The following is a 14,487-nucleotide window of genomic DNA, read 5'->3' on the forward strand; positions in this document are numbered from 1 at the left end:
CGAGGTAGCTTTTTAAGTTGCTCAATCAATGTAAGTGCCCACACAGATTGCTTGGCTTTGATATATTGTTAAAGAACGTTTTGCTTGGCGTTTCGCCGAAGCAGGGATGCGAATTCTACGCGTTCCGTTTGTGAAGTCAACCCCTTAATTTCAATTAATTTTGAGGTCTTCTTCTTGCCTTGAAAACTCAACTCTTTACGAAGGAATCTTCTTGGCGCTGTCTCAGCGTTTGCCCTGACAACGGAGGCGCATTATAGAGATCTTCTGACAACGCGCAACCCCCTTTTTGAAGTTTTTTGCAAAAACCTATGCGAACGCACAAATAACCAGCAGATCGTTTAGAAAGCGTACCAAATAGCTTTGCTACAGCGCATTTGCTAACGATATGGCGGTCTTGAATGACAAAAACTTCCGTGACTGAAAAAAGAAAAGCCCGGCGATGCCGAGCTTTTCTTTTACACACCTAATAGGTTTCTTCTATAGATTACACTTTAGGTGTTGTATCACTATCGTTTTCCGTGCGCTGCTGAAAGTCAGCATCAACGTCATCACGCTGGTCGCCGACGACATGCTCTAGCTTGAGCTTGCTGACATTCTTAATGGTCAGCACTGGACCTGATATCGCATAAGCGGTGAATAACACAAATAACACCAGTGCAGGCTCAGTTGCCACTACGACGAAAATAAGCACTACCACTAAAATCATTAAGAAATTTACTTTACCGCGCCAATCAACATCTTTGAATGAATGGTAACGGAAGTTGCTCACCATCAGTAAACCACAAGCAATGGTGAATAACGCGACTAACCAACTGACATAATCAGGGTCGATATTATATTTGGCTCCGACCCAAACCATACCTGCAACTATCGCTGCTGCGCTTGGGATCGCTAAACCTTGGAAGTAACGTTTATCTGCGACACCCAGCATAGTATTAAAGCGCGCTAAACGCAGTGCACCACCGGCGACAAAGATAAATGCAGCAAGCCAGCCTAGTTTACCTAAATCAGCGAGCGCCCAATTATATGCCACCAATGCAGGCGCCATTCCAAACGAAACGATATCCGCCATGCTATCGTACTCGGCACCAAAATCACTTTCCGTGTGCGTCATACGCGCAACGCGGCCGTCTAATCCGTCGAAAATCATCGCGATGAAGATGGCAATCGCCGCCATTTCGAACTGGCCATTCATTGAGGCAACGATCGCGTAAAAACCGGAAAACAAACCTGCTGTCGTGAGTAAGTTTGGCAGTAAATAAATACCGCGGCGCTTGGCAGTGGTCGGTTCCTGCTGCTGATCTGGCATATAGATTCCTATCTAAAGCTAAATGTTTGTCTACTTAAAGAATACCATAGACTATTGATACAATGTAAATACTCATAAAAGTATAGCCCCATTACAGGGGCTATAGGTGATTTGAGCGAAACAAGCACGCACCACTACTGGGTAATACGCAGCCCGTCTTCATCGGCATCCACCATGATTGGCTTACCAGGCAACAGCTCGCCTGCTAGTAACTTGTGCGCGAGCGGGTTTTCCAACTCATGCTGAATAGCACGTTTTAATGGCCGCGCTCCAAACACAGGATCGAATCCAACTTTGGCTAATTGTGCCAGTGCGGCATCTGATACTTCCATTTCGAATCCACGCTCTTGTAAACGCGCAAGCAAGCGCTTCATTTGGATGCCAGCGATATGCTTGATGTTCTTGCTACTCAATGGATGGAAAACAACCGTTTCATCGACCCGATTCAAGAACTCAGGTCTGAAATGGCCTGACAGCACATCCATAATCATCCGCTTCATCTGCTCGTAGTCGACTTCACCAGCTTTCTCATGAATTAACTCAGAACCTAAATTAGACGTCATGATAATGACAGTATTCTTAAAGTCGACGGTGCGACCTTGCCCGTCCGTTAGACGGCCATCGTCTAACACTTGCAGCAAAATGTTAAAGACATCGGCGTGTGCTTTTTCAACCTCATCCAACAAAATGACCGAATAGGGGCGTCGACGCACCGCTTCAGTTAGGTAGCCACCCTCCTCATAACCGACGTAGCCAGGAGGCGCACCGACTAAGCGCGCGACTGAGTGTTTTTCCATAAACTCCGACATATCGATACGAACCATCGCATCCTCGGTGTCGAACATAAAGTTTGCCAGTGCTTTGCATAACTCCGTTTTACCCACACCGGTAGGCCCTAAGAATAAGAACGAACCGATTGGGCGGTCGGGGTCGCCTAACCCTGCACGCGAACGACGAATCGCGTTGGCAACCGAGACCACGGCTTCGTGCTGACCAACAACTCGCTGGTGTAAATCATCTTCCATGCGCAACAATTTGTCGCGTTCGCCTTCCAGCATGCGAGCAACCGGAATACCTGTCCAACGCGAAAGCACTTCAGCAATTTCTTCATCAGATACTTTATTACGCAGTAAACTCATATCCTGCATTTCAGCTTGTAACGCCAAGTCTAATTGTCGCTCGAGTTCAGGAATGCGCCCGTACTGCAACTCAGACATACGGTTCAAGTCACTCGCGCGACGGGCGACGTCTAAATCTTGGCGTGCTTGGTCCAGTTGCGCCTTAATATGCTGGTGCCCTTGTAAAGCGGCCTTTTCCGTATTCCAAACTTCATCTAGTTCTTTGTACTTCAGTTCAAGCTCGTCTAATTCGCTTTGCAACAGCTCAAGACGCTTTTTGCTCGCCTCGTCCTTTTCTTTACGCAAAGCCTCGCGCTCTAATTTCAGCTGAATCATGCGCCGCTCTAAACGGTCAAGCTCTTCTGGTTTAGAGTCGATTTGCATACGAATACTCGACGCAGCCTCGTCAATTAAGTCAATGGCTTTGTCGGGTAATTGGCGATCGCTAATGTAGCGATGGGACAAAGACGCCGCTGCAACAATCGCTGGGTCGGTAATCTCAACGGAATGATGTAACTCATATTTCTCTTTCAAGCCGCGAAGTATCGCAATCGTGTCGGCCACTGAAGGCTCATCCACTAACACCTTTTGGAAACGCCGCTCGAGTGCTGCATCTTTTTCGATGTATTGGCGGTATTCATCTAAAGTTGTTGCGCCGACACAGTGCAATTCGCCGCGTGCAAGTGCTGGCTTGAGCATATTGCCCGCATCCATAGCACCGTCGGCTTTGCCTGCACCCACCATGGTATGCAGCTCATCAATAAAGAGGATCACGGCCCCTTCTTCTTGCTGCAATTCATTCAATACCGCTTTGAGCCGTTCTTCAAACTCGCCCCGATACTTTGCGCCAGCCAATAATGCGCCAAGGTCAAGGGACAATACACGCTTATGCTTCAGACCTTCTGGTACTTCACCGTTAATGATGCGTTGGGCTAAGCCTTCTACAATCGCAGTTTTACCCACCCCAGGTTCACCAATTAGCACCGGGTTATTCTTAGTGCGGCGCTGTAACACTTGAATCGTGCGGCGAATTTCTTCGTCGCGCCCAATCACCGGATCTAGCTTACCCTGCTCTGCGCGCTCGGTTAGGTTAATCGTGTATTTATCTAAGGCTTGACGTTGCTCTTCTGCATTTGGGTCGTCAATTTGTTGACCATTGCGAATGTCTTTGATCGCACGCTCAACTTTGTCAGCCGTAACACCTTGCTGTTTAAGTAGCGAGCCTAACTTACCTTTGTCTTCCAATGCAGCGAGTACGAAAAGCTCGCTCGAGATAAACTTATCTTTGCGCTTCTGAGCGTATTTGTCGCATAAGTTCAATAAGGTAGCGGTTGCTGAATTAAGCTGAACCTCGCCACCCGTGCCTTCCACTTGGGCGATTTCATCTAAAGCTTTGGACAACTGAGCACGGAAAGTTGGCAGGTTTACCCCCACCTGCTGCAGCAACGAACGCACACTACCATTATCCTGGTTGAGTAATGCGCTCATAATATGCAGGGGCTCGATGTATTGGTGATCACGCCCTAACGCCAATGATTGAGCGTCAGCAATAGCAAGCTGGAATTTACTGGTGAATCTATCGAGGCGCATAACCTTGTCTCCTGAAAAGCAACCTGACAGTTAATGTGGGTATTATTTATGCATTTTCAAGCTTAACAAGCTGCTTAAGATCAAACTTTATAGATTAAATTCGCCATGCGCCCGGTGACCCCGTCACGGCGGTAAGAATAAAACAATGACGACTGCGCATACGTACACATGTCACCGCCACCAATAAAGCCAACCAAGCCATCTAACTGCTGGCGGGCGATGGTGTAAAGACAGGTTTGGTACTTAGCGCCAACACGCTTAAACGCGGACTGATGTTGACTGTCCTGCTGTACCAAAAGATCACGTACTTCGCGCCCGACCTCGAATGCATCTTGGCTAATGGCTGGGCCTAACCAAGCGCATATCTGCTCAGCGGGTGCATCAAAAGCATCTAAGGTGCGCGCAATAATGCCGTTGGCCAAGCCGCGCCAGCCAGCGTGGACTAAAGCCACTTCACTGCCGTCGCGGGTGGCTAAAAACACAGGTAAGCAATCAGCGGTCATAATCATGATCACTTGCTGTGCCGCTTGTGTATAAGCAGCATCGGCATCAGGCACATCCTGCAACCCTTCTTCGCCGATGATGACCAAGCCGTTGCTGTGAGTTTGACTCAGCCAATTTGGTTCATTTGGCAGCGCTAATTGATGCATCAAACGACGCCGGTTTTCCTGCACCGCCGCAGGTAAGTCACCGACATGCGTGGCCACATTCAGTTGCCCATAGGGCGCTACGCTCACACCACCAGTGCGGGTGGTGGTGTAAGCAACAACACTATCAGTAACCGGCCAGTCAGGCTTTAGGGTTGAAATCATGCTTTACCTCTTGCGCATCCTTACGCAGTAATTCAGCAATGTTGACCATATCGCTTGGCACAGGCGCCTGCCAAGACATTAACTCACCAGTAATCGGGTGATGAAGTTCTAACTTCACCGCGTGTAAAGCTTGGCGTTTAAAGTCGCGTAATGCCGACAACAATTCATCGCTCGCGCCCTGAGGCGGTCGCGGCCGTCCACCATATTGTAGATCGCCTACTAACGGATGGCGAATGTGGGCCATGTGCACACGAATTTGGTGTGTGCGACCACTTTCGAGGCGCAAGCGCAAACGGCTATGTAAGCGAAAGCGCTCGGCAACTCGATAATGCGTAACCGCTGGCTTTCCACTATGCACCACCGCCATATGCGTGCGCTTGGTTGGATGACGGCCAATCTTTTCGTCAACCAAACCACCGGCGGTCATTACCCCGTTGACGATGGCTTCGTACTCACGGGTAATGTTACGCGCTTGCAGCGCACTAACTAAATGAGTTTGCGCCGTAATGCTTTTGGCTACCACCATCAGTCCTGTGGTTTCTTTGTCCAAGCGATGCACGATACCAGCTCGCGCTAAACCAGCAGCTTGTGGATGATGATGTAGCAACGCGTTAAGCAACGTGCCGTCAGGCTTGCCAGCTCCCGGGTGCACCACTAAGCCAGCAGGCTTGTTAATCACCATAATATCGTCGTCTTCATACACGATATCTAACTCAATATGCTGAGCCTCAAAGCGCTCTTCTGCTTCGACGGTCGCATCGAGCTTGATGTGCATACCAGGTAAAACCTTCTCACGTGGCTTAGTTACCACGGCGCCGTCAATACTGACTTGTCCGGCTAAGATCCACTCTTTAAGGCGCGAGCGTGAATAATCGGGGAACAATTCTGCCAACACTTGGTCGAATCGCATGCCAATTTGATGCTCGTCTATTACTGCTTCATGGGTAATCTGTTGGGTCATAAATATCTGCTGTGAAACCTGAGTTCGCTAAGGTAGAATGCCGAATTAACCGTAAGTGTACCTGTTTTTATGGGTATGACTAAAGCAAAATGCAATAAAAGGTAGCAAAGGTTCCTTATGAAAGTAGTGCTCCTCGCCGTACTTGTAGTCACCATGGCCTTAACGGGCTGTTCATCTAACCGCGATCAAGAACGCCAAGCCCGCGGTAGTGCGGAACAAATGTATCAGCAAGCCCAAGGACACATAAACACGGGCAACTTCTCGATGGCAGCGCAAACCCTGCGCAATATTGAAAGTCGTTTTCCTTTCGGTGCACACATTAACCAGGTTCAACTCGACTTAATCTACGTGTATTACCAAGTCGGTGACCAAGACCGTGCGTTAACTGCGATTGACCGCTTCTTGCGCCTCAACCCGAACCACGCCGATATTGATTACGTGCGCTACATGCGTGGTTTGGTGCATCTTCAATTAGAGTATAATGCATTTCATAATTTGGTCGGTTTAGATCGCGCAGACCGCGACAAAACCTATGCCGAGCAAGCATTTGAAGATTTTCGCCAGTTACTTGAGCGCTTCCCAAACAGCGAGTATGCAAGCGATGCCCGTGCGCGCATGGTGGGTATCCAATCTCGTTTAGCCCAATATGAGTTAGCGGTAGGCGAGTATTATTTGCGTCGTGAAGCGTATATGGCAGCCGCGACTCGTGGTCAGTACATCCTTGAAAATTATGCCCAAGCGCCGGAAGTGCAGGATGCACTGGTATTAATGATACAGGCCTACGATGCGATCGGTGTGGATGATTTACGTGATGATGCACAGGCTGTGTTACGCTTGAACTTTCCGCAACATCGGATGGCGCGCTAATCGCTAGCATCGCGTTGACGCAACAAAAAACGGGCTTTTAAAGCCCGTTTTTTGTTGCTGCTGATTTTTGTTGCTGATAAACATCTCACTATTAGTCACGTGGCCAGGCCCTATACCGCGTCTTCGTTCTCTTCACCCGTTCGGATCCGAATTACGCGCTCGATATCAGTAACAAATATTTTTCCATCACCGATTTTACCTGTCTGAGCGGTCTCGATAATGGCTTCGATACAACGTTCTAGCTCGTCCTCTTTGACGACCACTTCTACTTTTACTTTGGGCAGGAAGTCGACCATATACTCTGCACCACGATATAGTTCAGTATGCCCTTTTTGACGCCCGAAGCCTTTGACTTCCGACACGGTCATGCCGGCAATCCCGACATCAGATAGCGCTGCACGCACATCATCAAGTTTAAATGGCTTAATGATGGCCTCTACCTTCTTCATACTGACTCCTCAGATTACAAATATCGCATTGATACTAGTGCTGATCGTTTGTGCTTGCCAACATTTCGCCTAAATAGCGACTGGTGATAGGGTAACGACGGTCACGACCAAAGTTACGCCGAGTCACTTTTGGCCCCACAGCGCCTTGACGCCGTTTATACTCATTGCGCTCAATTAGGGTGACCACACGCGTGACTGTCTCTGTGTCGTACCCTGCATTAATCATATCAGCAACTGATTGATCTTGCTCCACATAGGCAGCAATTATCTCATCCAAAATTGGATAAGGCGGTAATGAATCCTGGTCTTTTTGATCGGGTGCCAGCTCTGCCGAAGGTGGACGTGTGATCACCCGTTCAGGAATCGCATCACCTAGTGTATTACGGTAACGCGCAAGGGCAAACACGCGCTCTTTGTAGACGTCTTTTATTGGCGCAAAGCCGCCGCACATGTCTCCGTATAGGGTGCAATAGCCAACCGCAAGCTCGCTTTTATTACCAGTGCTTAGCAATAAACGCCCCTCTTTGTTCGACAGTGCCATTAACAGCACACCGCGGCAACGCGCTTGCAAGTTTTCTTCCGTGGTGTCGCGCGGTTTATTTTCAGTCAACTGAGGCACTACATCCATAAAGCCGTCGACCATTGGGCCTATGGGTACAATATCAAATTGGCAGCCAAGCCAGTCGGCTTGCAACTTAGCGTCTTCAACGCTGATATCAGCAGTGTATTGGTAAGGCATCATCACTGCGCGCACTTTATCTGCACCCAATGCATCCACCGCCAGCGCCAACGTCAACGCGGAATCTATGCCCCCCGACAAGCCGAGCACGACAGACCGAAAGCCATTTTTATTGACGTAATCCGCAAGCGCCATGACCAAGGCTTGATATAAAGCTGCATCGGGGTTTTCACTTTGATGGCTAGCTTGCAGCTCAGTCGCAGCTAGCTGTGCCTCAACAAATGTCACGGTTTGAATATCTTCCTGGCAATGCGCCAGCGCACAATGCACGTCACCATGCTGGTCAAGCACTAGCGAATTGCCATCAAATATAAGCTCGTCCTGACCACCCACCTGATTGACGTACACAATGGGTAATTGGTTTTCATGCCAACGCTGGTGTAGTACTTGTAAGCGCTGAGCGGCTTTATATTCTTCATAGGGCGAGGCGTTAATCGAAACTATCAGCTCAGCACCTGCCGCTTTCGCTGCGGCCATCGGCTCAGGACGCCAGACGTCTTCACATATCAGCACCCCCACTTGATGACCCGCTAAACTGAATACACAGGTTGAGTCGCCAGCAGTAAAATAGCGCTTTTCATCAAATTCGCCATAATTTGGCAGAACCTGCTTGCGATAATGGGCAATGCGTTGCCCTGCAGCAAACACCGACACTGCGTTATAAATGGCTTGGCCATCAACTTCAGGCAAGCCCACCATCACCGCACAATGGTGACTGGCTTGCTTAATGGCATCAATACAAGGGTCGAGCATGGCGTAAAGATCGCTGCGATAAACGATGTCCTCAAGCGGGTAACCGGTAATGGTTAACTCTGGGAACACCACAAGGTCGGCATGTTCAGCTTGCTTGATTGCAGCCAGCACACGCTCTGTATTTGCGCGCAACGCGCCCACAGTCAGTTTTACCTGAGCCAAAGCAACCTTTAAAGAGGGAGAATCAGAGTCGAGTTGTTGCGCGTTATCTGTCGCCATGATGCCTAAACCTTTACCACCTAAATAAGCTAAAACGTCGCATATAGTACCACATCAATCGTGCTTCAGATCTTCAGGAATTGGCAAGTCGCGCGCCAATTTCGGCTTACGTCCCTTGCCTTTGCGGTAATCACGCATTTGAAATACGAAGGCGAGCACTTGAGCAACGGCCATAAATAGCCCTTCTGGGATCTCTTGACCGATTTTAGTGCTGTAATACACCGCCCGGGCCAACGCTGGCGACTGCACAATAGGAACCTCTGCGTCCATTGCGACTTCACGAATTTTGGCCGCCACTTCGTCGTTGCCTTTGGCCACCACCTTAGGCGCCCCTTTTGACGCAGGGTTATACACAAGTGCGACTGCGTAGTGGGTTGGGTTGGTTACTACCACGTCTGCCTGCGGAACATCTTGCATCATTCGCTTCATTGCCATCGAAAGCTGCATTTGGCGTATCTTGCCCTTAATTTCGGGGCTGCCTTCTGCATTCTTGCGTTCGTCTTTGACTTCTTGCTTAGTCATGCGCAATTGTTTGTTGTGGTTGTAGCGCTGAAAAGGCACGTCAATCACCACAATGAATAACATCGAGCACACCAGTAGCAGGAACATAAAGCCGAGTAGTAACACCGCATCGCTTAAGCTTTGCTCTAAAATACCATTGGAAAACTGCAAAATATTCGGAAACTGCCAGCGCAATAAGAAATATGCGAACACGGCGACGACTAAGAACTTGCCCACGCCTTTGAGTAACTCAATTAAAGCCTGAGTACCAAACATGCGCTTGAAGCCTTTCAAGGGGCTCATTTTGGAAGGTTTCGGCGCGGCACCTTGCCAGCTAAAGTTAAAACCGCCGACAATGGTGTTACCAACAAAGGCGCCAAATACCACAATGGCAAAAAAAGTACCGAGGGGCACCAGCAAGGTATTGTAAATCCCGGACCAGATATTCAACGTGGCATTGTCGTCGAATATCAGTGCGCGTTCGACGGAAAAGTAGCGCGTCATAATATTGAACATGGCTTCAGCCATAGCACCACCCACCGCCAGCATGCCAACTGCTGCGGCCAGTAGCACCCCCAGTGTACCCATCTCTTTCGAGCGCGCTATCTGCCCTTTTTCTTTGGCATCATCGAGCTTTTTCTGAGTGGGTTCTTCTGTACGTTCCTGATCCGTTTCTGCCATGTCTAACCTTTAGCAACTGCCACCGAGTATGAAGCACATGCCCGTAATTGCGCGCTGCCACTGATTTTCAAAGTGAGTAATAAAGTTACCTATGGTCAGCCATAGAATCAATAAGCCAGAAATCATGGTAATCGGAAAGCCAACGGTAAAGATGTTTAATTGCGGCGATGCCCGAGTCATCACGCCAAATGATAAATTAATTAGCAAGATAGATATCATCGCTGACAAAGCAAAGCCAAGGGCCGCATTAAACATCCATACCGCCCAGTTCGCAATATAGAAATAGGCATCCGGGTCAAGGCCACTTTGACCAACTGGCACCGCCTCAAAACTCGCGGCGACCATGCGAATCATCAGCAAATGCCCGTCCAGCGCTAAAAAAACCAATGAGGCGAGCATCAAATAAAACTGTGATAACACCGGCACTTGCTGGCCGCTGCTAGGGTCAACCATGGCCGCGAAGCCCAAGCCGACCTGCATACCCAGTACCTGACCGGCAAGGGCAAAGGTGTTAATCGCAAGCAGTGACATAAACCCCAGTGCGACACCGATAATAATCTGGTGCACAGTCACCAGCATGCCCGCGGGCGATACCGTATCAAAGGTTACTTGAATGGGGGGAATTGCAGGTGCCACTACCATGCTAATAGCAATGGCGAAAAAGATTTTGATTCGCGAGGGGATGCCACGGCCACTAAACACCGCCATGGTCAATAACATGCTGCTAATGCGCACGAAGGGCCAGTAATGCTGAGCCAGCCACTCTAAAATGATACTTTCGTAAACATCCATCAGCCGACGACTTCAGGAATTCTCATGTACATGCCAATGGTAAAATCCATGAGCATGCGCACTAGCCAATGCCCGCCAATGCCGATAGCCGCTAAGGTAACTAACAAGCGTGGCAAGAAGCTCAAGGTTTGCTCGTTAATCGAAGTCGCGGCCTGAAATACAGCTACCGCAAGGCCCACAAGTAGGCCGGGAATAATAATCGCGCTCACTAACACAACGATTAAAAACAAGGCATCACGAAATACATCTAAAAAAACTTCAGGTGACATCGCTGACTCCTTAAATACCGAAGCTGCCCGCAAGGGTTCGCATCACCATGCTCCAGCCATCGACAAGCACAAACAGCATCAGCTTAAACGGCAACGAAACGATCATGGGCGACAACATCATCATACCCATCGCCATAAGTACGCTGGCAACCACAAGGTCGATAATCAAAAACGGAATAAATAACATGAAGCCGATTTGAAAGGCGGTCTTTAGCTCACTGGTTACAAACGCAGGGATTAAAATGGTCATCGGGACGTCTTCAGGCCCCTCAATATCTTCATAACCGGCAATGTCGATAAAGGTTTCAAGGTCGCTAATCCGTGTTTGCGACAACATAAAGGCTTTGATTGGATCGCGAGCACGTTCGACAGCCTCAAGGGGCGCTATTTCTTCGGCTAAATAGGGTTGCAACGCTTCTTCGTTAATCGTTGACAGCACCGGCGTCATGACGAAGAAGGTTAGAAACAAAGTAATACCAATTAGAATCTGATTCGACGGCGAGCTTTGTAAACCAATGGCTTGGCGTAATATCGCCAATACCACGATGATACGCGTAAATGATGTCATCATAATCACTGCAGCTGGAATAAAGCTGAGCGCGGTCATGATGACCAAAATTTGCAACGTTACTGAGTATTCCTGGCTACCATCTTCATTGGTAGTGACAGTGATTGCGCTTAGCGTGTCCTGTGCCACAGCCTCATTGGCCAGCCCGAGCCCGAACATGAACAGTGTGGCAATCAGCCCTACAATAACGGAATGTTTAAGCATTATTATTATGTCCCGCAGCTAGAAAATAACACCGTTGACGCCACCTATCAGTCGCGACGAACAGCTTGCAGCACTTGCTGCGCAAATGTTGACGATTGGTTTTGATGCTTATCTGGTACTTTAAAGTCGTCTGGAAGTGTGTGCAACACAGAAATAGTATGGGCGGTAACACCCAGTAGAAGCTTTTGCTCACCGACAGCAACGATGACCAAGCGTTCCTTTTGCCCTACGGCAGTGCTATGTAAAACCTGCACGGGCCCTTGGTGACCGGGTAAGCGCATATTGAGGCGTTTCACCAATGCGGCCAGGCCAATAATAAAGGCTAGCACCACCAGCAGCATAAACAAGGTGGCGCCCGCGTCTGCCCAGGTCAAGGTTTGATTCATAGCGAGGCTTTGGTTTAGAACATGATAGATGCAGTATAAGGTGTGGCGCGGCGTAATTACCAGCGCCAAATTCCCCTGACTTAGCGCAGTTTACGAATTCGCTCTAGCTGGCTAATCACATCTGTTAAGCGGATACCGAACTTATCGTTCACCACAACCACTTCACCATGGGCGATCAGTGTGCCGTTGACCAACACATCCAGCGGCTCGCCAGCAACGCGCTCAAGCTCGACCACTGACCCTTGATTCAATTGCAGTAAGTTACGAATGCTAATTTGGCTGCGCCCCACTTCCATCGAAATGGTCACGGGTATATCTAAAATGGCATCCAGCTTACGACGCTCCTCGGGATTTTTATCCGAATCGTCACTAAGCTCTTCTAAGTCAGCTGTTTTCACACCACTGGTGTCTTGCTCACTTTTTTCCTGTTCTGCCATCGCAGCTTCCCAGTCATCCATTTCGTCGTGCTTATCGTTGTCTTGTTCGTTACTCATAAACGCCTCGATTAAACGTCAAAATCTTCTTCCAGCTGCTGCAGTTCGGCGTCACCACCGATACGACGCCCGCCGCGGGTAAGCATGTGTATGTCGGATTTCACGGTCTCTGGCCGCGGAATCTTCGCAGAAATCTTCAAAGCCACGTTGTCGCGTGAGCGTCCCATCTTGGCTCTAAAGGTCGGTAATTCTTCAATGTAAACCGTCAGGTCTTCAGGCATTTCAATCGGAATAATATCCCCAGATTCTAAATCCATGACTTCGCGTAAGGTCAATTCAGTGTCCAGCAACTTAGCCCGTAGCTCGACTGGCACATCCATAATTTCGTCACGTAACGCCTTACCCCAACGCAAATCGGTATCTTCTTTGTCGCTTTGAACACCGGCATCCAGAAGTTCACGAATTGGCTCGAGCATGGAATACGGCAATGCGATATGAAAATCGCCGCCACCGCCGTCCAATTCAATATGGAACGAGCTAATCACGATGACTTCGGTAGGGCTCACAATGTTGGCCATCGCTGGGTTCACTTCAGAGTCCAAATACTCAAAGCCAACGTCCATAACCGGTGCCCAAGCTTCTTTATAGTCTTCGAAAATCAGCTTTAACAGCATTTGGATAATGCGTCGCTCGGTGGGGGTAAACTCCCGGCCTTCAATCTTGGCATGGTAGCGACCATCGCCGCCGAAGAAGTTATCCACCAAAATAAACACCAAGCGCGCTTCCATGGTAATCAGCGCAGTGCCTTTCAATGGGCGGAAACGCACCATGTTCAAGCTCGTGGGTACAAATAGTGTATGCACGTACTCACCAAACTTAATCATTTGTACGCCATTGATGGACACTTCGGCGCTACGTCGCATCATATTAAACAAGCTAATGCGCATATGGCGTGCAAAGCGTTCATTCACGATTTCAAGCGTCGGCATACGCCCACGCACAATGCGATCTTGCGACGAAAAGTCGTAGTCCATCGCATCGGCTAACTTGCCAGACGCGTCACCACTGTCCTCTTCGACATCGTCGACACCGTGCAGTAACGCATCTATTTCGTCTTGTGAAAGTAAATCGCTAACCGCCATAATCCACTCGCTATATTGTCACTTACCACGAAAGCCGATGCTTTCGCTCAATGTCGCCTAGTTTAACGTAACCTAAGGCTATGCTCTAACTTAGTCATTTAATAAAGCAATTTTCGCGCCATACCTAATCAATTTTTCACTTACTGGAGCACAAATCCGGTAAATAGTACTTCTTCAACCACTGGGCTACCATCAGTCGCCTCGCGCATGACTTGGCGCACGGCATCAAGCGCTTGTAAACGAATTTCACGTTTACCCTCTGGGGTATTTAAACGCTCCGCCGTGGCGCGCGAAAATACATCCAGCAACGTCGCTTCCAGTAATGGAATATTTTCTTGCGCGAGCATTTCATTGCGGGGGCCACGGACTAAAAGCTGCACCCCAATTTGCGCCATCCGGTCCCTGCGCGCGCCTGGCACGTTGAAAATCATATCCCGCGGCATCGCCACGTACATCGCCTCACCGGTATTGTCTTCAGCTTGCGCGCTGCTCGCGCTACTCGAGCCTGAGCCCGAATCATCGCCGCCAGTCAAAACAAAAAACAACACGACAACCACCGCAATCAACGCAATAACACCTGCGCCAATCATAATAAAAAGCTTCTTCTTGCTACCGTCACCAGTCTCGGCTGTCACTTCTTCTGGTTCTGCTGCCATAGTTCCCCCGAACGATATGTGCTAATTGGTACATCAA

At 49.0% G+C, this 14,487-nt stretch carries 15 protein-coding genes; 1 reads left to right on the forward strand and 14 read right to left on the reverse strand.

The features are described 5' to 3' along the window. Positions 1 to 484: 484 nt before the first annotated feature. The 4 genes from pssA to rluD all read right to left on the reverse strand — a co-directional run bounded on the left by pssA (position 485) and on the right by rluD (position 5,790). Positions 485 to 1,309 carry a CDP-diacylglycerol--serine O-phosphatidyltransferase gene (pssA, locus tag CWE07_RS12465; RefSeq protein WP_111570174.1) on the reverse strand — a complete coding sequence of 275 codons (825 nt, stop codon included), beginning with the start codon at positions 1,307 to 1,309 and terminating at the stop codon, positions 485 to 487. Between the two features lie 134 nt (positions 1,310 to 1,443). Further along, positions 1,444 to 4,017 (reverse strand): ATP-dependent chaperone ClpB, encoded by a 2,574-nt coding sequence (clpB, locus tag CWE07_RS12470; protein WP_111570175.1) that lies wholly within the window; start codon positions 4,015 to 4,017, stop codon positions 1,444 to 1,446. 80 nt (positions 4,018 to 4,097) lie between these two features. Continuing rightward, positions 4,098 to 4,829 (reverse strand): peptidoglycan editing factor PgeF, encoded by a 732-nt coding sequence (pgeF, locus tag CWE07_RS12475; RefSeq protein WP_111570176.1) that lies wholly within the window; start codon positions 4,827 to 4,829, stop codon positions 4,098 to 4,100. After that, on the reverse strand, positions 4,807 to 5,790 hold the full coding sequence (rluD, locus tag CWE07_RS12480) for a 23S rRNA pseudouridine(1911/1915/1917) synthase RluD (protein WP_111570177.1): 984 nt from the start codon (positions 5,788 to 5,790) through the stop codon (positions 4,807 to 4,809). Before rluD ends, pgeF begins: the two co-directional genes overlap by 23 nt. A 117-nt stretch (positions 5,791 to 5,907) precedes the next feature. Here rluD and CWE07_RS12485 point away from each other — a divergent pair, with 117 nt between their 5' ends. Further along, positions 5,908 to 6,657: an outer membrane protein assembly factor BamD gene (locus CWE07_RS12485; RefSeq protein WP_111570178.1), complete on the forward strand. Its 750-nt coding sequence runs from the start codon at positions 5,908 to 5,910 to the stop codon at positions 6,655 to 6,657. A gap of 110 nt (positions 6,658 to 6,767) precedes the next feature. Here the strand turns inward: CWE07_RS12485 and CWE07_RS12490 are convergent, their stop codons facing one another. The 10 genes from CWE07_RS12490 to CWE07_RS12535 all read right to left on the reverse strand — a co-directional run bounded on the left by CWE07_RS12490 (position 6,768) and on the right by CWE07_RS12535 (position 14,450). Beyond that, a complete protein-coding gene (locus CWE07_RS12490) occupies positions 6,768 to 7,106 on the reverse strand; it encodes a P-II family nitrogen regulator (RefSeq protein WP_111570179.1) in 339 nt (112 codons plus the stop codon). A gap of 34 nt (positions 7,107 to 7,140) precedes the next feature. After that, positions 7,141 to 8,817, reverse strand: a complete 1,677-nt coding sequence (locus CWE07_RS12495) for an NAD+ synthase (protein WP_111570180.1) — start codon at positions 8,815 to 8,817, stop codon at positions 7,141 to 7,143. Positions 8,818 to 8,871: 54 nt separating this feature from the next. After that, entirely contained in the window at positions 8,872 to 9,999 is a 1,128-nt protein-coding gene (flhB, locus tag CWE07_RS12500; protein ID WP_111570181.1) for a flagellar biosynthesis protein FlhB, read from the reverse strand. Positions 10,000 to 10,008: 9 nt separating this feature from the next. Continuing rightward, positions 10,009 to 10,791 (reverse strand): flagellar biosynthetic protein FliR, encoded by a 783-nt coding sequence (gene fliR, locus CWE07_RS12505; protein ID WP_111570182.1) that lies wholly within the window; start codon positions 10,789 to 10,791, stop codon positions 10,009 to 10,011. Beyond that, positions 10,791 to 11,060, reverse strand: coding sequence for a flagellar biosynthesis protein FliQ (fliQ, locus tag CWE07_RS12510; RefSeq protein ID WP_111570183.1), 270 nt, complete (start codon positions 11,058 to 11,060; stop codon positions 10,791 to 10,793). The genes fliR and fliQ overlap by 1 nt, the downstream gene beginning before the upstream one ends. A 10-nt stretch (positions 11,061 to 11,070) precedes the next feature. After that, positions 11,071 to 11,787, reverse strand: a complete 717-nt coding sequence (gene fliP, locus CWE07_RS12515) for a flagellar type III secretion system pore protein FliP (RefSeq protein ID WP_111570218.1) — start codon at positions 11,785 to 11,787, stop codon at positions 11,071 to 11,073. 92 nt (positions 11,788 to 11,879) lie between these two features. Continuing rightward, entirely contained in the window at positions 11,880 to 12,218 is a 339-nt protein-coding gene (gene fliO / locus CWE07_RS12520; protein ID WP_111570184.1) for a flagellar biosynthetic protein FliO, read from the reverse strand. Positions 12,219 to 12,298: 80 nt separating this feature from the next. Further along, positions 12,299 to 12,712 carry a flagellar motor switch protein FliN gene (fliN, locus tag CWE07_RS12525; protein ID WP_111570185.1) on the reverse strand — a complete coding sequence of 138 codons (414 nt, stop codon included), beginning with the start codon at positions 12,710 to 12,712 and terminating at the stop codon, positions 12,299 to 12,301. Positions 12,713 to 12,723: 11 nt separating this feature from the next. Next, complete coding sequence (gene fliM / locus CWE07_RS12530; protein WP_111570186.1) at positions 12,724 to 13,794, reverse strand: flagellar motor switch protein FliM; 1,071 nt, start codon at positions 13,792 to 13,794, stop codon at positions 12,724 to 12,726. 140 nt (positions 13,795 to 13,934) lie between these two features. Next, the gene (locus CWE07_RS12535; protein ID WP_111570187.1) at positions 13,935 to 14,450 is read right to left on the reverse strand and encodes a flagellar basal body-associated FliL family protein; all 516 of its coding nucleotides are present in this window, start codon (positions 14,448 to 14,450) and stop codon (positions 13,935 to 13,937) included. Positions 14,451 to 14,487: the final 37 nt, after the last annotated feature.

The organism is Aliidiomarina maris (assembly GCF_003987335.1).
In the GTDB taxonomy this organism is placed as follows: domain Bacteria; phylum Pseudomonadota; class Gammaproteobacteria; order Enterobacterales; family Alteromonadaceae; genus Aliidiomarina; species Aliidiomarina maris.